Raw genomic sequence first — 25043 nt, 5'->3', positions numbered from 1 at the left:
CCATCTGGCGGGCGCCGAGCTCACCGGGTCGGTCTTGGCGGTGCTGCATGAGTCCTTGTCGCGACGCTGGAGAGCATGGATGAGGACTGGGACCGCAGGTTTATCGCGATGCGGCGCCTCATCGGCCGCACACCGGGCGAGGACGGCGACGGCCTCGATTACGACAAGGAACCCGCCGGCAAACAGCCTCTCACAGACACAGGTGCTGGCCGAAGCGGCGGGACCGTCCGGGCGGGCGTCCGCGATGAGTCGCGCGATTTCGGGGGATCGGTCGGGGTGTAGCTGACGAGGTAGACAGTCTCCTTGATGACGTTCACAATTGATGTCCTCGCCATGAAATGTTGGCTGGCCGGCGCTACCGCAGTGATCTCTTCACCGGTCACCGTCGCTGTCGCGACGGATGATGCCGTACGGTGATCCGATGACGACGTACGCCCTTATCCACGGCGGTGGCGGTAGTGCCTGGGATTGGCACCTCGTGGTAGCCCAACTGCGTCGGCGGGGGCACGATGCGGTCGCCGTCGACCTGCCATGCGAGGACGAGTCGGCCGGTTGGCAGGAGTACGTGGACGTGGTCGTCGATGCGATAGGGGACCGCGGCAATGTCGTGGTCGTAGGGCACTCCCTGGGTGGGTTCACCGCGCCGCTCGTCTGTGCGCGCGTACCCGTCGACCTGCTTGTCCTGATCGCGGCGATGGTCCCGTCGCCGGGCGAAACCTTCGCCGATTGGTGGGGCGACTCCGGCTACGAGGACAGCGGGTACGACGACGTCTTCTACCACGATGTCCCACCCGAGCTCGCATCCGAGGCGAAACGGCGAGAACGCGGAGAGAACTCACAGGCGCTCCAGCAGCCGTGCCCGCTCTACGCATGGCCGGACACACCGACGAGGTATCTGCTGTGCCGCGACGACCGCATGTTCACCGCGGCATGGGCGCGCCGGCACGCCCGGGAGCGCCTCGACGTCGCGGCGGGCGAGATCGACGGCGGCCATTACATATCCTTGAGCCGACCGGTCGAGGTGGCTGATCGGCTGGTCGCGTACGCCACCGACATTCGCTGATCACTCCCTGTGTGGAGTTGCGCCTAGCCGGTGATGTCTCGAAGAGCTGCTGTGTTTGCCGGACGGCCCGTCACGCGTTCGTTTGGTCGCACGCCTTATGTTCGCCGTCGCCGCGGTCCAGCCGGTCGATCCGCTCGACGCGCCGTTCCGCCAGATCGACAGTGACGAGCTTGGGTGGGGTCTGGCCGCGAGTGACGAAATAGCCGGTGGTGCCGTCAACCGCCGTCCCCACGATGGCCGCTGTCCGCGCGGCGGTGCCGTACAGCTCGGGAGGTGGTGCGGTACCAGCCAGCGCGGCGGCTGCTCGTGCTGGTGCGGTGACACCGGTGTATCCACCGGCGGCGAGCGCGCCGACGCCTACTGTGCGGAGGAACGATCGCCTGTTCACGTGGGACATGATGACCTTCCTTCAGGGCCGGGAAATGACGTGTGTCTGATCGAGTTCGACCCGGCCGCCTGGCAGGCCGCGGTGGCGGAGGGTGGAGAGTGAAAGCGTGACCGACTCGGTGTCGCGCACCGTGCGTAACACCGTGCATCGGCCGGCGTCGTCGGTCACACACACGGCCCGTGGCGCGGGTCGCGGCTCCCAGCGACCCTCGACGCGGACCCCGCTCAACGGTTCGCCGAACGGATCGGTCACGGTGACGGCGGCGTGTGCCCGCCAACGGTCACCGTCGCCCGCACCGAGGGGCATAGCGCCGGTTTCGGCGGTCAGGGACACGTGCGAGCGTGCGGGGACGGCGATCCGGACCAGCGTCCGGCCGCGGGTCGTGTAGAGGGTGGTGTCGTCCGGGGTGGCGACGACCGTCGGCCAGCCGTACCACTCGCCGGCCAAGTCCGAGGCCACCGGCGCGACGGCCGGTGCGTGCGAGAGATCGGTCCAGGTGATCCGGAAGACGGTGTCTGCGTCGCTGGTGTACACGCCGGTGGCGGTGAGGGTGAGCGGTCCGCCGCGGGCGCCGGCCTGTTTCGTCCAGGTGATCGTTCGGGTGGCCGGGTCGACCCCGAACAGCAGCCCCGTGGAGGTGACGCCGACGAGCTGGTCGCCGACGGTGATGAGATCGGTGATGGCGGTCGCGTCGGCGGGAGCCGGGATGGACCAGATGACGTCGCCGGTCGCGATGTCGGCAGCGGCGAGCTCCGCTCGCGTGGCGATCGGGTTGGTGCCCAGCCCGGTCTTGATGTCGCTGCCGAGGTAGGCAACGCCGCCGTCGGCCGTCACCGCGGAGACGGTCTGGTCGGGCACGATGTTGCGATAGACGTCCAGGTTCTCACTGCCCGCGTGATAGACGGCCAGCGCGCCGCCGTACTTGCCGTAATCGGGCTCCGTACCGACCAGGAGCCGATCCGCCTCCGGCTGGTAGTGAGAGTCTCGCGGCCGGGTCTGCTCGTTGCCGATGTCGGCCAGCTTGTCCAGTTCACCACTGCGCGGATCGAAGGAGTAGATGAGCGCCTGGGTGTACAGGGAGAGGTAGACGGTGTCTCCGGCCGGCATGATCGACTTCGCCTCGCCTGGGACGAAATGCCGGACGCTCTCGCCGGTCCTGATGTCGTGCACCTGGACGCCCCCGGACCCGGCGACGTAGACGTGCTGGTCGTCTGCCGCCATCGCCATGGGTCCCTCCGGGCTGGCCGGAACCCCGGCCGCGTCCAATGGGTAGCCGGTGATCGTTCCGGTGCTCGAATCGAATGAGTACGCCGAGCCGTCGACGAGGCCCCACACCAGGCCGTCGTGGTAGGTGAGGCCGCTCGCGGCCTTTTCCGGCGCGGGCACCGCGACCGCCTCGGCGGAGCCGCTCCATAGCGGGTACCGGTACAACGTGCCCGACGGGCGGGCGGCGAAGTACGCCTCTCCGGGCTCGGCGCCGGTGACGGCCACCACGAAGCGTTCGTTCGGCGCCTGGACCAGCTCATGCCGCTCCGGGTTCGTCGTGTCCAGGGCGAGGAGTTGCCCACGGGGTGAGATGCCACCCAACAGTGTGCCTTCGTGCAAGGCAAGCGACGACACGAATGTCGCACCGTCCAGCGAGGACGGTGTGATGTCGGCGACGGCTCCGCTGGACCGGTCGATGCGGACGAGGTGCGCGCGAGATCCGATGCCGGCGTAGAGGTAGTCCTCGTCGACCTCGAGCGCCCGGACGTAGTCCTGGCCCTGGACGATGACGCCCAGGTCGGTGACGGCGTCGGTGGCCGGATCGTAGGAGAAGATCCGTCCGCCCGACGATGCGTAGGTGCCGGTGTACACGACGCCATCAGGGGCGACGACCATCGCGTAGATGACCGCCCCCGAGCCGCCCGCGGTCAGAATCTCCTCGACCGTGCCCGTGGTCGTGTCCACCCGGTAGACCTTGGCCGGCGTGTACGTGCCGACGTAGACGTCGGTGCCGGACACCGCGGTCACCCAGGCGCCCGCGCCTTCCGGGAGATCGACCTGCGCGACGGCCTCTCGGGTCGCAGGGTCCAGGCCGACGACCGAGGTCGGAGAGGTCTGGCGGGTGGAGAACCAGAGGACGTCGTCGATGAAGTGTCCGGAACCGGTGGGCGTGGCGACGCTGGCCGGGCCGACGTCGTCGATCGCCCATTCCGTGTCGTCGGCACCGGCGGCGGTGCCGGCCGGGAGTAGGAGACCGGCGAGAAGGAGCGTAGCCAGGGTGAATCGACGGATCATCGGGTCGTCCTCCATGGTCGGATGGGCGTGCCTGGAGCGTGACGTGCGATCAGATCTGATTGGCAGAGTAATCAATCGAGCAGTTTTGAGCAATACTCAATCAGCGATTTTGGTTGACCACATATCAGGTTCGCGTGACCGAAATGGGGGCATGTTTCGACGATGTCCGCACGTCTGCGGCGCCGAGATGCCGGCGAGAACGGGCGCCGGTGAGAAGAAATCCCCCTTGCGAAGGACATCCGACAACCGGAGCCGCAGGTTTCCGGGCCTCGAGGGCGCATACTGGAATCAATGACTAGACGAATCCCGGCCAAGCGGCGACATCTTGCGAGCAGTCCCTTCCGACCTCAGCCCGAGCCAGCCATCGCGCAGTTCGCCCTCGGAGATCGAGTCTCACACGACACATATGGCGTCGGTCGTGTCACTGATCGGGAGACCGAGGCGGTGACCGTCGACTTCGGAAACCACACAGTCCGCATCGCCAGCCCTTTCCGCAAGATGGAAAGGCTGTAACCCGCGCTGGCGGGCGGGCCGGACACGGGGGGGTGCGCCGGACACAGGCTCGGCCGGGTGGCCGCGGGGCTGCTACCACGCTGTCATCATCGAGGACGACGTGCAACCGGCGCCGGCGGTGGTGCTAAGCCGTCCGACCCGCTAGCGTGCTGCGATGGGGCGGGTAGGTGCACCGTGACGCGCAGCCCGCCGGTGGCGCGGGGTCCGAGGGTGAGGGTTCCGTCGTGCGCTCGGGCGATGCTGTTGACGATCGCCAGGCCGAGGCCGACGCCGGCGTGGTCGGTGCGTATGCGTTCAGTGCCGCGCTGAAATGGCTCGATCAGCGTGGAGACCATCTGTGGCGCGAGTATCTTGCCGGTGTTCTCGACAGTGAGCGCCACGGTTGTGGCGTGGACGCTGGTCGTGACCCACACGGTGCCCTGTTCAGGTAGGTTGTGGACGATCCCGTTGTGCACAAGATTCGTCGTCATCTGCAACAGAAGCGCGTGCGAGCCGATGGTGGGGGTCTCCTCACCGGAGGTCTCGATGGTGAGGCCGCGGCTCTCCGCGAGGAGAAGGAGCGTCTCAGCGGCCTCTTCGGCTATGAGGGACAGATCGACGTGTTCCCGGGTGAAGGAGCGTCGGTCGGCGCGGCTGAGCAGGAGCAGCGCTTCGGTGAGGTCGATCGCTCGGGTGTTGACGGTATGGAGGCGGTCGACAAGCTCGCCGGTGTCACGGTCGAGATCCTTGCGAGCTATCACCTCGAGCAGTGTCTGCATGATCGCCAACGGGGTGCGCAGTTCGTGCGAGGCGTTGGCGGCGAACCGTTGCTGTTCGGCGACGTGCGCTTCGAGCCGTGCGAGCATCGTGTCGAAGGCGTCGGCGAGCTCGCGGAACTCGTCTCGTCGCCCCGGTAGCCAGATACGGTGTGAGAGCGATCCGCTCGCGGCCCTGCGCGTGGCGGCCGTGATGCGAGTCAGCGGAGCGAGCATACGGCCGGCGAGTATCCACCCTCCGACGAGACCGAACACCAGGAGAAAGCCCAGCATCGCAACTGCCTTGGGGACAAAGGCGCGCACGAGGTCGGAGCGGTTCGGAACGAAAGGACCGAGGGTTCTGATCGCACCGTCGGGGACATATCGCAAGAGGAACACCCACACCACCGCGAGGAGCAAGGCACCGGCAAGCATCACGAACCCGGCATAGCTGAGGGTGAGTTTGAGCCGGACGCTCAGACCAGGCGCCCTAGTCACGGCCGTCTCCCTGATGTCCGCTGCCGGAAGCCGTGTCGATTCGGTAGCCGACGCCGGGCACCGTGGCGATCAACCATGGTTCGCCGAGCCGTTTGCGCAGCGCGGAGACGGTGATGCGCACGGCGTTGGTGAACGGGTCGGCGTTCTCATCCCAGGCCCGTGCCAGGAGTTCTTCAGCGCTGACGACACCGCCTTCCGCGCCGACGAGGACGTCGAGCACGGCGAACTGCTTCCGGGTGAGTGCGACGTAGTGGCCGTCGCGGTAGACCTCGCGGCGGAACGGATCCACACGCAGGCCCGCGATCTCCCGCACCGGAGGCCGGCTGTGGGCACGCCTGCGGTCAAGTGCCCGGAGACGGAGCACGAGCTCGCGCAGTTCGAACGGCTTGGTGAGGTAGTCGTCGGCGCCGAGTTCGAACCCGGACGCCTTGTCGTCGAGCCGGTCGGCGGCGGTGAGCATGAGGATGGGCATGCCGCTGCCGGAGGCGACGATGCGTTCGGCGATCTCATCGCCGGACGGGCCGGGGATATCGCGGTCCAGGACGGCGATGTCGTAGGTGTTGATGCTCAGCAGCTCCATGGCGGTATCACCGTCACCGGCGATGTCGGCGGCGATCGCCTCCAGGCGCAACCCATCGCGGACGGCTTCGGCCAGGTAGGGTTCGTCCTCCACGATCAGCACACGCATGCTCCCGATGCTACGAGCCGGAACATATCGTCGGCGTATCGAAATCCACATACGTTCCGGCAACACCACGCTGCCTTGACTGGTGGCATGAGCTACAGCCGACCAACACGCAGTGCTGCCCGCCATACCCGATCGACCATCCTCGCCGGCATGGTGGTCGGCGGCGCGGTGGTCATCGGTGCCCTCGTCTACCACTCGCTGGAGTCCTCGCCCTCATCGGGCGCATCACCCGGCACCGACACGGCCGATCCCGACCCGGCTGTCCCCGACACAGCCGACCCCGACACCGCCGGCTCCGATACCTCGTCGACGGCCGCGGACGGTGATCGCAGACCTCCTCATCCTCCCGGCGGCGACCAGGGTGCCCATGGCGACCGCGATGTGGCGGACGGTGCCGTTCCCGACGGTGTGACGGCGTTCGACGACGAGTATCCCGGTGTGGCCAACCTCAACGCCGACCTGCTTGCGGCCCTGCGCCGAGCGGCGGCGGACGCCGCGGACGACGGGGTCGAGATCTTCGTCAACAGTGGCTGGCGTTCCCCTGCATACCAGGAACAACTCCTCCAGGAGGCGGTCTCGACGTACGGCTCGGAATCCGAAGCCGCCCGATGGGTCGCCACGGCCGACACGTCCGCGCACGTATCGGGGGACGCCGTCGACGTCGGGCGCTCTGACGCCACGGAGTGGCTCTCCGAACACGGCGCCGCGTACGGGCTGTGCCAGATCTACCGCAACGAACCCTGGCACTACGAGCTGCGCCCCGAAGCCATCGATGACGGCTGCCCGCGCATGTACGCCGACCCTACTCAGGACCCGCGGATGCAGCGGTGACCGGCACGCTCGGCATGTCCCGGCCCAGGTCCGCCGGCGTCCGACCGCCCACGCTGCAGACGCTCCCCGAGGCGATCGTCAGGAACACGGCGATCGCTGGGGCGCGCACTCGGTCCCGGATCATGGCAGTGGTCAAGGCGGACGGGTACGGGCATGGCGCCATCACGGTCGCGCGGGCCGCCATCGCCGCCGGTGCGCGCTGGCTCGGTACGACCGACATCGCAGAGGCATCGAGGCTGCGCGCAGGCGGGCTCACCGCGCCGATCCTGACGTGGTTGAACCCGTCCGGCGTCGACGCCGAGAGCGCTGCGGCGGGCAGGATCGATGTCGCGGTCGGGTCGGTCGACGAACTGCATGCCCTAATCGGGCAGACCTCGCCAACGCCTGTACGCATCCACGTGCATGTGGACACCGGCATGGCCCGGGAAGGCTGTCCGGAACATGAGTGGGACGCGCTGTTCGCGGGCGCCCAGCAGGGGGAGCGGCAAGGGAAGGTTCGCGTCGTCGGCCTGATGGGACATCTGCCGTCGGCCGACCACGCCGATCCCGAAGCGAACGCCCCGGCGGTGTCGCGGACGCATCAGGCCAGAAGAGCGGCACAGGCAGCGGGCCTCGATGTTCCGCTCGCCCATCTGGCCGCGACGTCAGGAACGCTGACCGATCCGGCCACTCATTTCGGCATGGTGCGCTTCGGAGCCGGGCTGGTCGGCATCGATCCGTCCGGAACCACCGAACTGCACGGCGCGTCTCGGCTGACCGCACCGGTCGTGCACTGCGCGGCCGTCGCAGCGGGCACACCGGTCGGCTACGACGGCGCGTACGTCACGGACGCGCCCACCCACCTCTGCGTTCTTCCGGTCGGGTACGCCGATGGCATCCCGCGAGAGATCTCTGCGGACGCCGCGGTGGAGATCCACGGACGACGCCGCCGGGTGGTCGGGCGCGTCTCGATGGACCAGACGGTCGTCGACACCGGCGCCGACGCCGTCCCGCTCGGCACGATCGCGACCGTGTTCGGTCCATCGGACGGGGCCACTCCGACCATCCATGACTGGGCCCGCTGGGCCGGAACCATCCCCCACGCCATCGTCACCGGAATCGGACCGCGCGTGAAAAGGACCTTCGCATGACACACCACGTCGTGGTCATCGGCGGCGGACAGAACGCCGAACACGAGATCTCGCTGGCGACCGCTGCGGCCGTCGCGGGCGCGCTGGACTCCCGCGGGTTCGAGGTCAGCAGCATCACCATCGGCCGGGACGGGCTGTGGAGCGACGCGAAGAAGCCACTCGGGACAAGTGCTGCCGCGTCGTTGGCCCAGGCGCTGGCGATCCTCGAACATGCGGATGTGGTCTTCCCCGCGGTTCATGGTCCGCTCGGGGAGGACGGGACGCTGGCCGGGTTATGCAGCCTCACGCAGACCCGTATGGTCGGATCCGGCGTGCGGGCCGGCGCGGTCGGCATGGACAAATGGGCGACCAAACTCGTCGCCGAAGCCATCGGGATACCCGTCGCCCCCGGGCGTCTGGTCCACGCGACGGATCTGGGAGACATCGGATTCGAGACCGAGGTGGTGGTCAAACCGGTCTCCGCCGGATCCAGTTACGGCGTCGCCTTGGCCCGGGATGCCCGCCAGCTGCACGAGGCGTTGCACGCGGCCTCGTGTTACGACGACCAGATGCTGATCGAGCGTGTCATCGAGGGTCGGGAGATCGACGTCGCCGTGCTACGGGAGGCCGACGGCAGCCGGTGGGCGGCACCCCCGCTGGAGATCCACACCAGCGGCGTGTTCGACACGGCGACGAAGTACGACGGAACCGCTCGCTTCACGGTGCCCGCCGACCTCGGCAGCACCGATCGTGGCGCGATCACGCAGGCGGCACTGGCCATGTTCGACGCCTTGGGCTGCTCCGGCGTCGCCCGCATGGACTTCTTCCTCACCGACAGCGGTCCCGTCCTCAACGAGGTCAACACGATGCCCGGGATGACGGCCGAGTCCCAGGTGCCGCGGATGTTCGCGGCCGCGGGAGTGCCGTACGGGGAGCTCGTCACCCGGCTGGTGACCGCCGCGACGGTACCTGGCTGTACGCCCGCCAACCGCCGAAATCGGAGATGTCCGTGCCCGCGGGGGCGCTGCATCCGAACCCGGTGACCCAGCGTCCGTCGGCGAGCTCGATCTTGCCCAGTGTCATGGGTGGCGGGAGTTCGGCGAGGAACGACCCGAGGCCGGCCGACGGTAGCAGCCACATCTCCCCGGCGAGGCTCGTGCCCGCACCGGAGGTCCGCACGACGGCAGGTTTGGGGATATCGCCCGGTAGCGCGTACATCGCATAGTGTGGGCTGGTCGCCACGTCGGTGACGAACCGGCCGCCGCGCCGGACCATCTCGTCGCACAACGGGAACCCGCGCATGTGGGCGCCGAAAACGATGACCTCGCACCCGAGGTCCGGATAGAGCCCGGGGGCGGTGCCGGTGAGCAGGCCGGCGACGTCGAGGCCCACCTGATCGTCGAACGCGCGGGTGACGACGGTGACCCCGAACACGCCGCCGTCGGCGGCACCCGCCGGCACGGCGACGCCGGCCATGTCGAGAAGATTCATGAAGTTCGTGTACCGGCCGAGGCGTGCGTTGACACCGATCGGATCCGCCTGTACCTGCGCGATCGTCGGATGCTCCGGGGCGGTGGGCACCAGCAGGGCATCGAATCCCCCGAGAATCGTGCGCGTGCGCAGCCGACGCGCGCGGACGCGCTGCTGATCCCGGACGAGTTCGGCTCCGGTGACCTCGCGGGCGTTCAACGCGATGGTGCGGACCGTCGGGTCGGTGCCCTCGAGCGGCTGTTCGACGTAGTCGCCGAACGAGGCGTAGCGCTCGGCGACCAGCGCACCGTCGTACAGCAGCTTCGCGGCGTCGAGGAACTCGGTGATGTCGAGCTCGCCGACGAGCACGCCCCGGCCGCGCAGGAGGTCCACCGCTTCGTCGAAGCGGGAGCGGGCCTCGGCGGAGAGTGCGTCGAGGTTCGCCCTCAGCGGGATGGCCACCCTGGGCGCCGGGGGAGCGGCGAGCCGGGTGTCCGCCGGCCACACGCGCGATGCGGGATCGCGCTCGCTCGGACCCGTCATGATCCGCATGACGCGCACGACGTCGGGCAGGGTCGGCGCGAACGCCGTGACGCAGTCGTAGGACGGACACGCCGGGACCACGCCGTCGACGGGCACGAGCCCGACGGTCGCCTTCATCCCGACGATGCCGTTCAGCGCGGCGGGTACCCGGCCGGATCCGGCGGTATCGGTGCCGAGTGCGAAGTCGGCGATTCCCAGCGCCACCACTACCGCGGACCCGGAGCTTGATCCTCCAGAGATGCGCTGCGGGTCGTGTGCGCTCCGGCAGGCTCCGTACGGGCTACGGGTCCCGACCAGTCCGGTGGCGAACTGGTCGAGGTTGGTCTTGCCCAGCAGGACGGCGCCCGCGTCGAGCAGGCGCCGCACGCTCGTCGCGGTGCGATCCGGCGTCCGCGCGTATCCCGGGCACGCGGCCGTGGTCGGCAGGCCCGCCACATCGATGTTGTCCTTGACCGCGAAGACGGTGCCGGCCAGCGGAAGATCGCGGCCGGCATCCGTGGCGGTGCCCACCGCGGAATCCACCGCGTCAGCGTCGGCGAGGACCTCGTCCATCGGGCGCAGATGGATCCACGCCTCCGGCCGGTCCGACTCGGACAGGCGAGCGTAGGCCCTGGTGACCCGATCGCGTGCGGATTCCGCCATGCCCTCTCCTACTTTCTATCGAGTGACAGAAAGTACTATGCGCGGGCATTGTTTCCGCGAAGTGAACGCAGGAGAGCCGTTGACTCGGCGTGCAGCGCCTCCCAGTCGCCGCCCCAACCGAGCGCGCGGATCACGGCGTCGGCGGTTCGCTGTGGCTCGTCGTCGTGGCCGGCATCGTCCCAGCGCAGGTTGACCAGGGTTTCGACGAATCGGAGCGGGATGTCCTCGTCGGCGTCGGGCAGGTTCTCCTTCCCGGCGGCGGCGAGCAGGTCGAGCACGTCGCGCGCGACGTCACGATAGGTGGAACGCAAGGTCTCGCGCATGCGCACGAACGGCCGGAACCGTTCGGTGCGCAGCTCGGGTAGCAGGTAGAGGGCGCCGATGTTCCACCGGCCCGTCCACAGCTGAGTCCCGTCGTAGGTGACCATCGCGTGCAACTGCGCGGCGGGGCTCGCCGAGGCCGTCCTGATCTGCTGGGCGGCCTCCAGGGTGGGGGCCACGGAGGTGCCCAGCAGCGTCTCGAGGATGTCGTCCTTGGTCGCGAAGTAGTGATACAGCGTGGCCTGCCGGACGCCGACGGCCTCGGCTATCTTCCGCGTCGAGGTCGAGGCGAAGCCGTACGTGGTGAACAGTTCGGCGGCGGCGTCGAGGATCTCCTCCTGCGCGGTCTCTCCCGGACGCCTCCGGTCGGCCAGGCGCGGGCGCCCGGCACTATTCGTCGTGGCCACGCCCTCATCTTGACAGGCGATCACTTCCGGATGTGCGTCGGTGCCCCGTGGACACTAGGCGCGAACCGGAGCCGGCTCGTGCGTCGCCTCGTCCGCGGTCTCCGCCCCGGCGTCCGTGTCCCGGACCGGAGCCGCGCCGACGACGAGCGGAACGGGGCGACGGCCCACCAGTGCGGCAGCCACGTAGACGACGAGTGACACGGCGGCGGCGATGAACGTCGACCAGCCGTCCATCGACTCCGAGAACGTGCCGTTCGAGACGTACAGGAGCGTGTTCTCGACACCGTAGATGGTCGGGGTGGCGACGAAGAGCGCGACGCGTACCGCCACACCGGCGACGATCGCCGCCATGGCGGCCGTCGCCGTTCCCCGCGAGCGCCAGTACAGCCCCAGGATGAACGGCACGACGAGCCCGGCCAGCAGCAGGTCGAACGTCAGCGTCAGGAGGATGCCCGTCTGCGGTATGCGCAGCGCCACCAGTGCGCCGAGCAGCGCCATGGGAATCATCGCGACGCGGGTCGCGGTCATCGCGCTGGCGGACTCCAGGGACGTCGCCCGGCCCATTCGCAGGATGTTCCTGGTGATCACGGCCGAGCAGGAGAGCAGGACGCCGCTCGCGGTGGTCAGCGACGCGGTCACGATACCGGCGAGAACGACGACGGCCAGCAGGGTGGGGGCGTGGTCGCCGAGCAACGTGTAGAGCACGGGTCCGGAGGCCGCCTCGTCGCCCAGTATGGCGACGGCGGTGAGGGCGACGAGCGAGAACGGGATGCAGATGATCAGGATCAGGGCGGCGCCGCTGAAGCATGCCTTCTGCGCCGTGCGGGGCGAGTTGGAGGAGAAGATGCGTTGCATGAGGTCGATCGCGACGAGATTGCCGAGTGCCAGCGCGACGATCGTCGCCCAGTTGATGACGGCGCCGTCGGCGGAGCTGGTCAGCTGGGACAGGTCGAACGGGCCGAGCCCGGCGGGTGTGCTGAGGCCGTGGGTGGCCACCATCCAGCCGAAGAGCCCGAGCATGCCGCCGAAGTTCACCACGATCATGCCGATGCCGATGTAGCTGCTGGAGAACATGCCACCGGCGATCGTGTAGCAGATGACGATCGGCACGGCCAGCAGGATGGCGGCGTTGTACGGGATGTCGGCGAAGCGATCCAGCAGGAAGCCGAGAGCGACGAGGTTGCCCGCGACCAGGATGCCGAATGCGCTGACGGTGAGGATCGACGCGGGTATCTCGATGCTGCGGCCGAACCTGCGCTCGAAGAAGTCGGGGAGTGTGACGATCTGGAAGGCGCGCATGGGTTTGGCGAAGAACACACCCGCGATGATCAGACACAGTGCGAGGCCCAGCGGCAGGGCGGCGCCGGCCCAGAAGCCGAACTCGGAGGCCAGGTCCGTGTTGCCGAGGATGCCGTTGGAATCGATGGCCTGGGAGGCGAGCAGGATCGCGACCACCGGCACGGCGAGCGTGCGCCCGGCCAGAAGATAGTTGTTGCTGCTGCCGTGCACCCGCCTGGCGGCGTAGACGCCGGCGACGAGCAGCGCGAGGACACACAGGATGACACCAGCGATGATCATGTTTGCCTCTGCGGTCGGATAGGGCCGGCATGCGAAGCCGGCGGCGGGCGGTACTGCGCTGCTGTGCGAGTACCTGTCGATTGACGGGGGAGTACCTGTCGAATGACAGGCGATTACCTGTCGAATGACAGAAAAGGCTACGGGCGCATCGGGCGCAGGTGTTTTCGCTCGGGTAAACCTTCCGTTACCGCCTCTCGGGGCAAAACTGCTGCTGGCGGAGACGGCTGTTTCCGAATGCGCACGACGGTTGCGTTCGATGTGTGCGGATGCGGTAACGCGGCCGAAACGAACGGTTACGCCGGTGTCACCACGAGGCTCTGTGCATGCGCGAATCTGTCAAGTGACAGATATTCAGCGGAGGGCACCTGATGACCGCACACACAGCAGCAGCCGCAAGTACGGCCACGACGAGTTCGGCCACGACGAGCACGAAGCCCAGCACAGCGACCACGAAGGGAGCACGCGAGCACGCCCGCGCACAGGCGGGAATCACGAGCGACGCCATGCCGACCATCCCTGCGTCCGCCTGGCCGGCACCGCCCGATGGCGTCGACGCGACCGCCCTGACCTGGGCAGAGACCGTCTCCGGCGGCCGCTACACCGCCAAGGTGCTGGCCCGCGGCACCCGGCTGCGGATCACCGACGTCGCGGGCAGCGCGTGCGCGCACCTACTGCTGTTCAACGCGGACCAACCATGGGAACGGCTCAACGTGGCCGACACGGTGAAGGTGCCCTGGCAGGCGTATCTCGGCACCGGCCACCCGCTGCTCACCGATCAAGGCCGGGTGATCGCCACCGTCGTCGCCGACACCTCGGGCAGGCATGACCTGCTGTGCGGCACCACCACCCTCGCATCGAACACGGCGAAATACGGCGACGGTTCCGTGCACTCCGCCACGCCGGCCGGGTTCGAGCTGTTCACCGTCGCCGCCGCGAAGTTCGGGCTCACCGTGCGCGACATCCCGCCGTCGTTGTCGTTGTTCCACGGTATCCGGGTTGCCGCGGACGGCACGCTGGTCAGCGAGGGAACCGCCGGGCGGAGAGCATACGTCGATGTGCTGCTGCACCTGCCCACCATCGTGCTGATCGCCAACACGGCGCACCGGCTGGACCCGTCGCCGCACTTCGCCACCACCGGTATCGAGGTGCTCGCCTGGCACGCCGGGAAAGAGCTGGACCGGCTGCCCAACACCGGCCCCGAGTACCAGCGCGCGGTGGCCAACACCGACGACTATCTCGCCGCCCGCGGCGCGCTGAAGACCCCGGCGATCTGACCCAGGAGCCCGACATGACCGTTCTCGACCAGACCGTGCCCGCGCGCGCCCCTTGGTCCGGCGTCATCAGCGCCGGCGACACCCTCACCATCGTCGATGTCGAGGGCAACCAGGCGGTGGACTGCATTCTCTACTCGGCGGCCGACATCGCCGTGCGCTACAGCGCACCCGAAACGATCGCGGCGCAGGGCAACGCCTACCTGACCAAGGGCAGCGTGCTGCGCGCCAACACCGGCGCCGCGCTCATGACGATCGTCGACGACGATTGCGAACGCCATGACACGCTCGGTGGTGCCTGCTCGCAGGAGTCGAACACGCTGCGCTACGGCCACCACACCAAGCACCAGCATGCGTGCGTGGAGAACTTCCTGATCGAGGGCGCGAAGTGGGGCCTGGGCAAGCGGGATCTCGTCTCCAATATCAACTGGTTCATGAACGTCCCCGTCGACCCCGACGGCACCCTCGGAATCGTCGACGGCATCTCGGGTCCGGGCAAGCGGGTGTCGCTGCGGGCCGAGGTCGACACGTTGGTCCTCGTCTCGAACTGCCCGCAGATCAACAACCCGTGCAACGGCTTCGATCCGACCCCGGTGCGCATGATCGTCACCCGTGCGCAGGCCCAGACCCGCCCGGAGCCCCGATGACCGATACGTTCGACACCCTGCTGATCGCCAACCGCGGGGAGATCGCCTGCCGCATCATCCGCTCGGCGCGCGAGATGGGCCTGCGTACCGTGGCGGTGTTCTCGGATGCGGACCGCGGGGCGGCTCACGTACATCTGGCCGACGACGCCGTCCACCTCGGTCCGACGCCGCCGAGCGAGTCGTACCTGAACGTCGAGGCGATCCTCGCCGCCGTCCGCAAGACCGGGGCGGGTGCGATCCACCCTGGATACGGCTTCCTGTCCGAGGACGCGGCGTTCGCCGAGCGGGCGGAGGCGGAGGGCATCGTCTTCGTCGGTCCCACCCCGGAGCAGCTACGGATCTTCGGGACGAAACACACCGCCCGCGACGCCGCGCAGGCAGCCGGCGTACCCATGATCGCGGGCACCGGCCTGCTCGCCGGCGCCGATGACGCCGTCGAGGCGGCCCGACACATCGGGTATCCACTGATGCTCAAGGCCACCGGCGGCGGTGGCGGAATCGGCTTGCAGGTGTGCTGGAACGACGGTGACCTGGTGGCCGGCTACGAGAAGGTGGTGCGGCTGGCGGCGCGCAGCTTCTCCGCCGCCGGGGTGTTCGCCGAGCGATACATCCAGAACGCCCGCCACGTCGAGGTGCAGATCGTCGGCGACGGCGACGGCCGGGTCGTCACGTTCGGCGACCGTGACTGCTCGCTGCAGCGGCGCAATCAGAAGGTCGTCGAGGAGGCTCCCGCGCCTGGGCTGCCGGACGAGCTGCGCCGGCGGTTGCACGAGTCGTCGCGAACGCTCGCCGCGTCGGTGAACTATCGCGGTGCCGGGACGGTGGAGTTCGTCTATGACGCCGAGCGCGGCGAGGCGTCGTTCCTCGAGGTCAACGCCCGTCTGCAGGTGGAGCACCCGGTGACTGAAGAGGTCACCGGCGTCGACCTGGTCCGGCTGATGCTGCAGATCGCCCAGGGCCGGAGCCTGGACGGATGGCCGGACGTGGTACCGGTGCGCGGCCACGCCGTCGAGGCGCGCGTCTACGCCGAGGACCCGCACCGCGATCTCCTGCCGTCGGCGGGGTTGCTCACCCAGGTCACACTGCCGTCGGGCGAGGGTGTCCGCGTCGACGGGTGGGCGGAGGCCGGCACGGAGGTCTCCACCGCCTACGACCCCATGCTCGCCAAGGTGATCGTGTCCGCGCCGGACCGCGCCGAGGCGTTCGCGAAACTGGGCGCGGCACTGCGGCGGGCCCGCGTCGACGGTATCGAGACCAACCTGGGCCTGCTACGCGCGGTCACCTCCGCGCCGGATGTGCTGGCGGTGGAGCACTCCACGGCGACACTCGCCGATGTCGCCGACGACGAGCCGCGCATCGTGGTCGAGCGGCCGGGCATGCAGACCACCGTGCAGGATGACCCGGGCCGCGTCGGCCTGTGGCAGGTGGGTGTGCCGCCGAGTGGTCCGATGGACGACCTCTCGTTCCGGCTGGGCAACCAGGCACTCGGGAACGACGAGGGTGTGCCCGGGTTGGAGTGCACGGTCTCCGGTCCGGCGCTGCGCTTCACGCACGCGACCACCGTGTGCGTGACCGGAGCCGAGGCGGCGGTCACCGTCGACGGGCAGGCCGTGCCGATGTGGCGTCCGGTCACCGTACCGGCGGGCGGTGTGCTCGACGTCGGACCCGTGGACGGTGCCGGACTGCGCAGCTACGTCCTCGTCGCGGGCGGGCTCGACGTGCCCCGGTACCTGGGCAGTGCGGCGACGTTCACGCTCGGTGGGTTCGGCGGGCATGGCGGGCGGGCGCTGCGCAGCGGCGACGTGCTGCGCGCCGTCGGGACCACGGTGAACGGCACGCCGGTGACGGAACGGCCGTCGTTCGGTCATCACTGGGAGATCGCCGTCACCGAAGGGCCGCACGCGGCGCCGGAGTTCTTCACCCGCGACGACATCGCGACCCTGTACGGCACCGATTACACCGTCCATTTCAACTCCGCCCGCACCGGAGTGCGCCTCATGGGCCCGAAACCGCGCTGGGCGCGCAGCGACGGGGGAGAGGCCGGGCTGCACCCGTCCAACATCCACGACAACGCCTACACCGTCGGGTCGCTCGACTTCACCGGGGATACGCCGATCCTGCTCGGTCCCGACGGACCGAGTCTCGGCGGCTTCGTGTGCCCGGTGACCGTCGTGACGGCACAGCGGTGGAAACTCGGCCAGCTCAAGCCCGGCGACACGGTGCGGTTCGTCCCCATACGCACCGCCGACGCGTCGTCGAGGCGGAAACTCGACCCGTCACGCTGGAGCATGCCGGTGCGCGGCGGTGACGGTGACGACGGCGTGCTGCTGCGCGAGACCGACCGTGGCGAGCTGCCGTCGCTGACCTACCGGCGCACGGGTGAAGACAACGTACTGGTCGAGTACGGCGACATCACCCTGGATCTCGAGCTGCGCGCCCGGGTGCACGCCCTGCACACCCGGCTGGAGGAAGCCGGGCTGCCGGGCGTCGTCGACCTGACGCCGGGTATCCGGTCTCTTCAGGTGCACGTCGATCCGGACGTGTTGCCGGCGCCGCGCCTGGTGGGGTTGCTGCGCGAACTCGAAGACGAGTTGCCGACCGCGGACGAGCTCGTGCTGCCCAGCCGGACGGTCCGGCTGCCGCTGTCGTGGGACGACCCCGCGACGCGGGAGGCGATCGAGCGCTACATGTCCGGAGTCCGCGACGACGCGCCGTGGTGCCCGTGGAACATCGAGTTCATCCGGCGGATCAACGGACTGGAATCGGTGGACGACGTCTACAACACCGTCTTCGACGCCGAATACCTGGTGCTCGGGCTCGGCGACGTCTACCTGGGGGCGCCCGTCGCGACTCCGCTGGACCCGCGCCACCGGCTGGTCACCACCAAATACAACCCGGCGCGCACGTGGACCCCGGAGAACGCCGTCGGCATCGGCGGGGCGTACCTGTGCATCTACGGCATGGAAGGCCCGGGCGGCTATCAGTTCGTCGGCCGGACCACGCAGGTCTGGCGCCGCCACGCGGCCAAGCCGTGGCTGCTGCGCTTCTTCGACCGCATCCGGTGGTATCCCGTCTCACCCGAGGAGCTCCTCGACATGCGAGCGGAGGTGGCGGCCGGCCGGCGGGAACTGGACGCGGAGAGCGGCGTGTTCTCCTTGGCGGAGTACCGCCGGTTCCTCGCCGACAACGCCGCCTCGATCGCCAGGTTCAGGGACCGGCAGGCCGCGGCCTTCGGCGCCGAGCGGGCGGCCTGGGAGGCGGCCGGCGAATTCGACCGACAGGAAGCCGCCGCGCAGGTGACCCCGCCAGTACCGGCCCAGGTATCGGTGCCGGAAGGCGGCGTGCTGGTCGAGGCGCCGTTCGTCGCGAACGTCTGGAAGGTGAATGTGGCGGCCGGCGATCCGGTGGAGGCCGGAGAATCCCTGCTCGCGCTCGAAGCCATGAAAATGGAGACGCCGGTGACAGCGCCCCGGGCCGGCGTCGTCGACCAGGTGCTCGTGGGCGCAGGCTCCCACGTCGTCGCGGGCGAGCCGCTCGTCGTACTGCGAGACGCGAGCCGGCGCTGGTGATCATGGAGTGACCATGGGTCCGTCGAGGTACGCGCGTACTTCCCCTGCCGGAAGCGGCTTCCACCCCGGAGTCGACCTTGGGACCACGACGCGGCGGAACGGATGCCTTTCTGTCCTAGCCGAGCGCTGCGGTGCGGGCCGCTGTGACCACGAGCAGAACCAGGAGAATCCCATGGGCCCGGACATCGGTGGCGTCCCCGCCGCACAAGCCGACGTCGATGCGATCGTCGAGCTTGTCGCCAAGGTCGAGCATGCCCAGCAGAACGCGCTACCGGACGAGTTCATGGACCTGTTCCACGTCGACGCTGTCTGGACGACCGCCCATGGCAAGCGACTGACCGGGATCGACGAGATCAGTGCTTTCACTCACCGCGTCCTGCCGGGTGCGCTCGAACAGGAGATCACAGCCGCCTACGAGGCCGAACACATGCTGTTCATCCGACCCGATGTCGCAGCGGTCAAGGTTCGCCAAGTCCCGATCTGCCGGAATGGTCGACCTGTCGACCTGGCCGCGGTGCAGTCGCCTGAGGAGCTCGTAGCGCACCAACCGGACAAGGTGCCCGGAGCGCCGCTCTATGTTCTGGCCAAGGAGACCGGCCGGTGGAAGATCGTCGCTGCTCAGAACACCAAGGTGATCGACCTCGAGACCTTCTCCGCGATGAGGGTCCTCGTCATCGGCGCGACCGGTTACATCGGCTCGGCCGTGCACGAACACCTGTCCGCTACGTGCGATGTCGTCTCGTTCGTCCGGAATGAGGCTACGTCCGCTCTGCCCGGGCAGGTGTGGCGCGGCGATCTGACCGAACCCTCGACATTGACGTCGGCGATCACCGATGATATCGACGCTGTGGTCTACGCCGCCGCGCCCATCGATGAGACAACGGACACCAACGCGATGAACGCGCTGATCACGGCGCTTCGCGGGACCGGGAGACCGTTGTTGTACACCAGCGGAGTCTGGGTGTTGGGACCATCAGGCCCGGATCCGGTGGATGAGGCCGCGAAGCCGAACCCATCGACATCGTCGGCTATCGGCCTCGGATCGAACACCTCGTCCTGGGAGCCGGCGCCGAGGGAGTCCGCAGCGCCGTCGTCAGACCCGGCATCGTGTACGGCCGGGATGGCGGTATTCCCTCCATCATGATCGGTTGGGCCAGGTCGGCCGGTGTAGGCCGATACCTGGGTTCCGTCGGCACCACGTGGCCGATGGTTCATGTGGATGATCTCGCAACGCTGTTCGGACTGGCGCTCGAGTCGGCGCCTCCCGCGACGCTGATCCACGGCGTCACCGAACCAGCGGTGTCGACGGTGATGCTCGCCGCGGCCGCCGACGTCGTGGCCAACGGCAACGGTACGGCCGAGCGCTGGGCTCACGATGAGGCCATCGGCACTCTCGGCGAGCAGTTCACTGAGGCGTTGTCCCTTCGTCAGGCTGTCAGTGGCGATCGCGCACGCGACCTTCTCCGCTGGCGGCCCCGGAGCCACTCCGCAGTGCAGGACATTCTCGACGGATGCACTCCAGAATCGGTGGGCAGCGGCGCATGAGGCGGGCAGAGCCTGTGGCGGCGGCAGCGGTAGTGGACTTCCTCCAGGTCGACGGTCGCCGACGCATGCTCATCTGAGGGCGCTCGCGCTCGCAATCGCGCTCGCGATCGCCGTGGGCGGGCGAAGGTCTATGGTCGAGGTGAATGCTCGTGCGGCGGGGGAGTGTGTGATAATCGAGATCGTGGTTGGCCTGCTGGCGGTCCTCGCTATCGCCGTCAACCTTCCGTAGCTGCTTTTGATCGTCATCAGCGCGATCGCCGCCGCAGCCACCGTCCTCGACACCGCCGTCAGCTTTTAACCGAGGGCGTGAGGTGCAGCAGGCCTTACATGCACGCTGGCGAGGAAGTGTCCGGGTCGACCGGACCTCGGTATTGCGCGGATATGTGTAGATTTATATAGATATGATCCGAGTATCTTTACGATCTCCTCAAGATTATTCTCCTTTGAAGGTTGCCTTTTTGTGTATTTCTGCTCTAGTGGGCTCAAGTATGGTTTGCGCCCCCGGCTCCTTAACCAAGACGTGAACCATGGAATATCTCAAGGGAGGGGTCTTCTATGGCCGGTAAACATACTCTTAGGTTTCGACGTTCACGGGCGGGACTGGCAGCGCTCACAGTGGCGAGCCTTGTCACCGTTCCACTGATCTTGAACGCGAATGTCGCGAGCGCCGCTGATGCGCCGGTGGGGCTGGGCACCGCTGGTGACTTCTCGGTCCTGGCCAGTTCTACGGTTACGAATACGGGCCCGACTACGATGGAGCAGGATCTCGGAGTGCACCCGGGCGATACTGCGACGGGCTTCCCGCCTGGAGTCGTCGAAGGGGAGACACATCTGGCCGACGCGGTAGCCTCTCAGGCGAAAAACGACCTGACTGTGGCGTACGACGACGCGGCCGGCCGGACACCTTTTACTAACCTGCCGTCGGAACTCGGTGACACGACTCTCACGGCCGGCGTCTACCGGATCTCAGCCGCGCAGCTAACCGGGCAGTTGACGCTCGACGCCCAGGATGACCCTGAGTCGGTGTTCATTTTCCAGGTCGACTCTACGCTGGTCACGGCATCGGACAGCAGTGTGCTCTTGGTGAATGGGGCATCGCCGTGCAATGTCTTCTGGCAGGTCGGTAGTTCGGCGACACTCGGCACCGACACCACCTTCGTTGGCACGATCATGGCCATGGCCTCGATCACGATGCAAACCGAAACGACCCTGGAGGGCCGCGCGCTGGCTCAGACCGGCGCTGTCACCCTCGATTCCAACACGATCACCGCGGGTGACTGCGATTCCGGCCCTCCAAATGGGGACGAGGACGGTGACGAGGACGGCACCGAGGATGGTGACGAGGACGGCACCGAGGATGGTGACGAGGACGGCACCGAGGATGGTGACGAGGACGGCACCGAAGATGGTGACGAGGATGGTGACGAGGACGGCACCGAAGACGGTGACGAGGACGGCACCGAAGATGGTGACGAGGATGGTGACGAGGACGGCACCGAGGACGGTGACGAGGACGGCACCGAAGATGGTGACGAGGACGGCACCGAAGATGGTGACGAGGACGGCACCGAAGATGGTGACGAGGATGGTGACGAGGACGGCACCGAAGATGGTGACGAGGACGGCACCGAAGATGGTGACGAGGACGGCACCGAAGATGGTGACGAGGACGGCACCGAAGATGGTGACGAGGACGGCACCGAAGATGGTGACGAGGACGGCACCGAGGACGGTGACGGGCTGCCCGACACAGGCAGCGGCTCGGTCTCCATCCTGACGGGGGCGGCCGCACTGCTGGTCGCGATGGCCGGAGGGCTACTCCTCTACCGTCAGCGGCTTGTACGGGCATGAAGACCCGCCCAGCCGAGTGACCTCTCCTGGCCCCGCAGGCGCGTGGCCAGGAGATACTCGTCCCAGCGGGGTGACAGATCGCGGCGAAGAGACGACCTGGCACGCCGACTGGTCATTACGGCTAGGCGGTGGCGGTGGCGGTGTCGGCTACGGGTTCATCATCCGCTACCAGCTCGGGCTCTACCGACGTCACCGGTGACAGCCCGAACCGTGGCACCCGCGATACGTGGGCACGTCACTCGCGGCCGAGCTCCGACGTGCTGATGTTGCGACGCTCGAACAGTTCTTCGGTAATCCGGGCGGTGATTACCCCGAGCGACATTCTGCGCCGCCGACCGGTCAGCGCGCCGCGCGGGTCCGGGTCGCCCGCAGCCGGCCGAGCGCGAGCTGGACGACGTCGTCGGCGTCTGCCGTATCCAGCGCCCGGTCCACCACCACCGCGACGAGCGATGTCCGCAGCTCCCGACCGGCCGCAACGGTGGTGGCGTAGGCTGGAACGTGTTCCGTCTGCTCGGGCTGCTGGGTGGCCTGGCTGCCGTGACCGACTTGGGAACCGGCGCCGCGCCCGACGAGTCGCTGCGTCGTTGCGTGCTGGCATCACGGCTGGCTCGGGAGGCGGGCTGCGACGCCGAGTGCATTCGCGAGGTCGTCTACGTGTCACTGCTTCAGCACCTCGGATGTACGGCATATGCACACGAGCTTGCGCAGGTCTGGGGAGATGACGTCGCGACCAACCGGCACGCCTTCCTGATGGGGTCGAACGGTCCACGCGAGATGCTGCGGGTGTGGATACCAGGGATGGCGGAGGCCACCGGCCGCTCACGCATGCACGTGTTCACCGCGACTGTGCGCGGCGTTCGCAAGGTCGATGCCAATGCTCCCGCGGCCACATGCGATGTGGCGCGCGAGGCGGCGCGCAGGCTCGGTCTTCCGGAGGCGGTACAGCACAGCCTCGGCCACACGGTGTCGATGTGGAACGGGAAGGGGTATCCCAAGGTCGCCGGGGTCGACATCCCGTTGAGTACGCGGCTGATGCACATCGCATCCGTGGCCGTGCTCTTTCTTCTACACGCCGGCGTGGATGCGGCCGTGGCCGAGGTGCGTCGGCGCAGCGGGAGCTCTCTGGACCCGGAGCTGGTCGGCGTCTTCCTCTCGAACGGACGGGAACTGCTGGCGGGCATCGAGACGATCGACGCGCATCAGGCGGCCCTGGACAACGAGCCCGATCCCGTGTTCATGGTCGACGAGGCGGACGTCGAGACGGTGGCGAGAACGTTCGGAGACCTGGCGGACCTGAAGAGCCCGTGGCTGCACGGTCATTCGTCCGCGGTGGCGACGCTGGCGGCCGACGCTACCGCGATTCTCGGGCTCAGCGACGACGTCCGTGACGTTCGTATAGCCGGCTACCTGCACGATGTCGGCCGGGTAGCGATCTCCAGCCGGATCTGGGACAAGACCGAGCCATTGAGCCCGACTGAACGTGATCAGGCGCGCCTGCACCCGTACCACAGTGAACGTGTGCTGGCGCGTGTTCCCATGTTCGCTGCCGTGGCCGATCTGGCCGGACAACACCATGAACGATGCGACGGCAGCGGTTACCACCGCGGCCTGACCGGCGAGCGGATGACCATGCCCGCACGCGTGCTGGGCGCCGCTGATGCGTACCGGACCTTGATCGAATCACGTTCCGATGCCGAGCCGATGCCGTCGAGCGCGGCGGCCCAACGACTCAGAGACGAAGCACGGGCAGGTTGCCTCGACGGCGACGCCGTGCAGGCCGTGCTCGAGGCAGCGGGCCATCAGCATCGGGGCCGCCGCGTGCGCACGGCCGGGCTGACCGAACGGCAGATCGAAGTGCTCCGGCTGGTGGCACGGGGCCTGTCGAACGCTGAGATCGCCGACCAGCTCGTCATCTCCCGGCGAACCGCCGAGAACCACGTGCAGGACGTTTACACCAAGATCGGCGTGTCGACCCGGGCGGCGGCTGCGATGTTCGCGATGGAACACGGCCTGGCCGGGGGCAGAAGTTAGGTAGGTCTACTCATGCCGCGGCGTCGTCGCGGGCCAAGACTGACTGCATGTCTACGTCTACCGCATCGTCCACGCCAACGTCGGGCACGGTCCCGGATCGGTTGTTCACGCCGGCGTTCATCGGGCTCACCGTCGCCGACCTGGCGTACTTCACCGCCGTCGGCATGTCTCTGCTGGTCCTGCCGCTCTACGTCACCGGCCCGGTGGAGTCGGGCACCGCGGGCGCCGGCGTCGCGTTCGGAGCGTTCGCGGTCTCGGCGCTCGCGCTGCGCCCGGTAGCCGGCCGCCTGGCCGATGCGCTCGGGCGCCGCCCACTGCTCATCACCGGTGCCGCGCTCTGTGCAGTGGGCATGGCTGCCACGGCGCACGTCAACACGCTCATCCTCGTTGTCGTGATCCGGCTCCTGCTCGGCGTGGCGGAAGCCGCGTTCTTCGTCGCGTCATTCGCCGCTCTCGCCGACCTGGCACCGCCGAGCCGGATCGGTGAGGCGCTCAGTTACAACTCACTGGGTCTCTACATCGGCATTGCCGGTGGCCCCCTGTTGGGTCAGTTCCTGGTCGGCGGATGGGGATACACCGTCGCGTGGTACGGGGCAGCGGCGCTGGCCCTGGTAGCGGTGCTGGCGGTTGCCTACATCGGAGAGACCAAGGTCAGCCGGACGGTCCCGGAACGGAGGCCGCGCCTGATCCACACCAAGGCCCTCGCGCCGGCGCTGGGATTCTTCGCCTCGGTGGTGGCGATGGGTGCCTTCCTCGCGTTCGCCGCCCTGCATGCCGGCGACGTGGGCATGGCTCGCGCAGGTATCCCATTGGTCGTGTACGGCGGCGTTGTCGTCGCCGGCCGTATCGCCTTCGCGCGGGTTCACGACCGCTTCCCGCCACTGATCCTGGGTGCGGCCGCACTAGCGGCAATCGCGTCCGGCCTGACGGTGGTGGCGCGTAGTGCCTCATGTCAAGATGCCCGCGAAAGTTGATCGGTGCCTCAGTTAAGAATGCCCGCGAAATCGGCATCAACTGACGGCTTTGATCCGGATGCCTTTGCGGACGTCGGGTAGGGCGGTGGG

20 protein-coding genes are annotated in these 25043 nt (G+C 68.2%); 13 read left to right on the top strand and 7 right to left on the bottom strand.

The window, feature by feature from the left end; translation table 11 throughout:
* Nucleotides 1-75 precede the first annotated feature (75 nt).
* Together G1H10_RS28750 and G1H10_RS28745 are read left to right on the top strand one after the other, a co-directional pair.
* A complete protein-coding gene (locus tag G1H10_RS28750) occupies nt 76-282 on the top strand; it encodes a hypothetical protein (RefSeq protein ID WP_163744475.1) in 207 nt (68 codons plus the stop codon).
* A 139-nt stretch (nt 283-421) separates the two neighbouring features.
* On the top strand, nt 422-1063 hold the full coding sequence (locus tag G1H10_RS28745; RefSeq protein WP_163744474.1) for an alpha/beta fold hydrolase: 642 nt from the start codon (nt 422-424) through the stop codon (nt 1061-1063).
* A 70-nt stretch (nt 1064-1133) separates the two neighbouring features.
* Here G1H10_RS28745 and G1H10_RS28740 read toward each other — a convergent pair whose 3' ends face one another.
* From G1H10_RS28740 to G1H10_RS28725, 4 genes are all read right to left on the bottom strand, one after another.
* Nucleotides 1134-1451 carry a hypothetical protein gene (locus tag G1H10_RS28740; RefSeq protein WP_163744472.1) on the bottom strand — a complete coding sequence of 106 codons (318 nt, stop codon included), beginning with the start codon at nt 1449-1451 and terminating at the stop codon, nt 1134-1136.
* A 21-nt stretch (nt 1452-1472) separates the two neighbouring features.
* The gene (locus G1H10_RS28735; RefSeq protein WP_163744470.1) at nt 1473-3746 is read right to left on the bottom strand and encodes an outer membrane protein assembly factor BamB family protein; all 2274 of its coding nucleotides are present in this window, start codon (nt 3744-3746) and stop codon (nt 1473-1475) included.
* 584 nt (nt 3747-4330) lie between these two features.
* Nucleotides 4331-5476, bottom strand: a complete 1146-nt coding sequence (locus G1H10_RS28730; RefSeq protein ID WP_163744468.1) for a sensor histidine kinase — start codon at nt 5474-5476, stop codon at nt 4331-4333.
* Nucleotides 5469-6164 (bottom strand): response regulator transcription factor, encoded by a 696-nt coding sequence (locus G1H10_RS28725; protein ID WP_163744467.1) that lies wholly within the window; start codon nt 6162-6164, stop codon nt 5469-5471. Before G1H10_RS28725 ends, G1H10_RS28730 begins: the two co-directional genes overlap by 8 nt.
* A gap of 87 nt (nt 6165-6251) precedes the next feature.
* On the opposite strand from G1H10_RS28725, the gene G1H10_RS28720 reads away from it, so the two are divergent.
* Genes G1H10_RS28720 through G1H10_RS28710 form a run of 3 tightly spaced genes read left to right on the top strand, consistent with a single transcriptional unit; the run spans nt 6252 to nt 9147 of the window.
* Nucleotides 6252-6995, top strand: coding sequence for a M15 family metallopeptidase (locus G1H10_RS28720; protein WP_216853763.1), 744 nt, complete (start codon nt 6252-6254; stop codon nt 6993-6995).
* Nucleotides 6992-8125 carry an alanine racemase gene (gene alr / locus G1H10_RS28715; RefSeq protein WP_216853762.1) on the top strand — a complete coding sequence of 378 codons (1134 nt, stop codon included), beginning with the start codon at nt 6992-6994 and terminating at the stop codon, nt 8123-8125. The genes G1H10_RS28720 and alr overlap by 4 nt, the downstream gene beginning before the upstream one ends.
* Nucleotides 8122-9147, top strand: a complete 1026-nt coding sequence (locus G1H10_RS28710) for a D-alanine--D-alanine ligase family protein (protein WP_163744465.1) — start codon at nt 8122-8124, stop codon at nt 9145-9147. The genes alr and G1H10_RS28710 overlap by 4 nt, the downstream gene beginning before the upstream one ends.
* Here the strand turns inward: G1H10_RS28710 and atzF are convergent.
* From atzF to G1H10_RS28695, 3 genes are read right to left on the bottom strand one after another with little or no spacing between them, the layout of a single operon-like run.
* Nucleotides 9044-10759, bottom strand: a complete 1716-nt coding sequence (gene atzF, locus G1H10_RS28705; protein WP_163744463.1) for an allophanate hydrolase — start codon at nt 10757-10759, stop codon at nt 9044-9046. The two genes, G1H10_RS28710 and atzF, sit on opposite strands and share 104 nt — an antisense overlap.
* A 35-nt stretch (nt 10760-10794) precedes the next feature.
* A complete protein-coding gene (locus tag G1H10_RS28700) occupies nt 10795-11487 on the bottom strand; it encodes a TetR/AcrR family transcriptional regulator (RefSeq protein WP_163744460.1) in 693 nt (230 codons plus the stop codon).
* 54 nt (nt 11488-11541) lie between these two features.
* Nucleotides 11542-13065, bottom strand: a complete 1524-nt coding sequence (locus tag G1H10_RS28695; protein WP_163744459.1) for a high affinity choline transporter 1 — start codon at nt 13063-13065, stop codon at nt 11542-11544.
* Nucleotides 13066-13433: 368 nt separating this feature from the next.
* Here G1H10_RS28695 and G1H10_RS28690 point away from each other — a divergent pair, with 368 nt between their 5' ends.
* From G1H10_RS28690 to G1H10_RS28655, 8 genes are all read left to right on the top strand, one after another.
* Entirely contained in the window at nt 13434-14339 is a 906-nt protein-coding gene (locus tag G1H10_RS28690) for an urea amidolyase associated protein UAAP1 (RefSeq protein WP_163744457.1), read from the top strand.
* Between the two features lie 14 nt (nt 14340-14353).
* Complete coding sequence (locus tag G1H10_RS28685; RefSeq protein ID WP_163744455.1) at nt 14354-14983, top strand: urea amidolyase associated protein UAAP2; 630 nt, start codon at nt 14354-14356, stop codon at nt 14981-14983.
* Nucleotides 14980-18552, top strand: a complete 3573-nt coding sequence (uca, locus tag G1H10_RS28680) for an urea carboxylase (protein WP_163744453.1) — start codon at nt 14980-14982, stop codon at nt 18550-18552. The genes G1H10_RS28685 and uca overlap by 4 nt, the downstream gene beginning before the upstream one ends.
* A gap of 172 nt (nt 18553-18724) precedes the next feature.
* Nucleotides 18725-19696: an SgcJ/EcaC family oxidoreductase gene (locus G1H10_RS28675; RefSeq protein WP_163744451.1), complete on the top strand. Its 972-nt coding sequence runs from the start codon at nt 18725-18727 to the stop codon at nt 19694-19696.
* 71 nt (nt 19697-19767) lie between these two features.
* A complete protein-coding gene (locus G1H10_RS28670) occupies nt 19768-20097 on the top strand; it encodes a Rossmann-fold NAD(P)-binding domain-containing protein (RefSeq protein ID WP_163744449.1) in 330 nt (109 codons plus the stop codon).
* Between the two features lie 555 nt (nt 20098-20652).
* Nucleotides 20653-21948, top strand: coding sequence for an ice-binding family protein (locus G1H10_RS28665; RefSeq protein ID WP_163744447.1), 1296 nt, complete (start codon nt 20653-20655; stop codon nt 21946-21948).
* A 498-nt stretch (nt 21949-22446) separates the two neighbouring features.
* Nucleotides 22447-23979, top strand: a complete 1533-nt coding sequence (locus tag G1H10_RS28660) for an HD domain-containing phosphohydrolase (RefSeq protein WP_163744445.1) — start codon at nt 22447-22449, stop codon at nt 23977-23979.
* A gap of 47 nt (nt 23980-24026) precedes the next feature.
* Nucleotides 24027-24953 carry an MFS transporter gene (locus tag G1H10_RS28655; RefSeq protein WP_163744444.1) on the top strand — a complete coding sequence of 309 codons (927 nt, stop codon included), beginning with the start codon at nt 24027-24029 and terminating at the stop codon, nt 24951-24953.
* Nucleotides 24954-25043 lie beyond the last annotated feature (90 nt).

It is taken from the genome of Phytoactinopolyspora halotolerans (genome assembly GCF_010550675.1).
Lineage (GTDB): Bacteria > Actinomycetota > Actinomycetes > Jiangellales > Jiangellaceae > Phytoactinopolyspora > Phytoactinopolyspora halotolerans.
This window is presented reverse-complemented; position numbering and strand designations above follow the sequence as displayed.

Coding starts and splice junctions, on each gene's coding strand:
- atzF (WP_163744463.1), bottom strand. CDS start 10,759: ATGGCGGAATCCGCACGCGATCGGGTCACCAGGGCCTACGCTCGCCTG.
- G1H10_RS28695 (WP_163744459.1), bottom strand. CDS start 13,065: ATGATCATCGCTGGTGTCATCCTGTGTGTCCTCGCGCTGCTCGTCGCC.
- G1H10_RS28675 (WP_163744451.1), top strand. CDS start 18,725: ATGGGCCCGGACATCGGTGGCGTCCCCGCCGCACAAGCCGACGTCGAT.
- G1H10_RS28665 (WP_163744447.1), top strand. CDS start 20,653: ATGGCCGGTAAACATACTCTTAGGTTTCGACGTTCACGGGCGGGACTG.
- G1H10_RS28750 (WP_163744475.1), top strand. CDS start 76: ATGGATGAGGACTGGGACCGCAGGTTTATCGCGATGCGGCGCCTCATC.
- G1H10_RS28710 (WP_163744465.1), top strand. CDS start 8,122: ATGACACACCACGTCGTGGTCATCGGCGGCGGACAGAACGCCGAACAC.
- G1H10_RS28720 (WP_216853763.1), top strand. CDS start 6,252: ATGAGCTACAGCCGACCAACACGCAGTGCTGCCCGCCATACCCGATCG.
- G1H10_RS28655 (WP_163744444.1), top strand. CDS start 24,027: ATGTCTACGTCTACCGCATCGTCCACGCCAACGTCGGGCACGGTCCCG.
- uca (WP_163744453.1), top strand. CDS start 14,980: ATGACCGATACGTTCGACACCCTGCTGATCGCCAACCGCGGGGAGATC.
- G1H10_RS28735 (WP_163744470.1), bottom strand. CDS start 3,746: ATGGAGGACGACCCGATGATCCGTCGATTCACCCTGGCTACGCTCCTT.
- G1H10_RS28725 (WP_163744467.1), bottom strand. CDS start 6,164: ATGCGTGTGCTGATCGTGGAGGACGAACCCTACCTGGCCGAAGCCGTC.
- G1H10_RS28685 (WP_163744455.1), top strand. CDS start 14,354: ATGACCGTTCTCGACCAGACCGTGCCCGCGCGCGCCCCTTGGTCCGGC.
- G1H10_RS28745 (WP_163744474.1), top strand. CDS start 422: ATGACGACGTACGCCCTTATCCACGGCGGTGGCGGTAGTGCCTGGGAT.
- G1H10_RS28690 (WP_163744457.1), top strand. CDS start 13,434: ATGACCGCACACACAGCAGCAGCCGCAAGTACGGCCACGACGAGTTCG.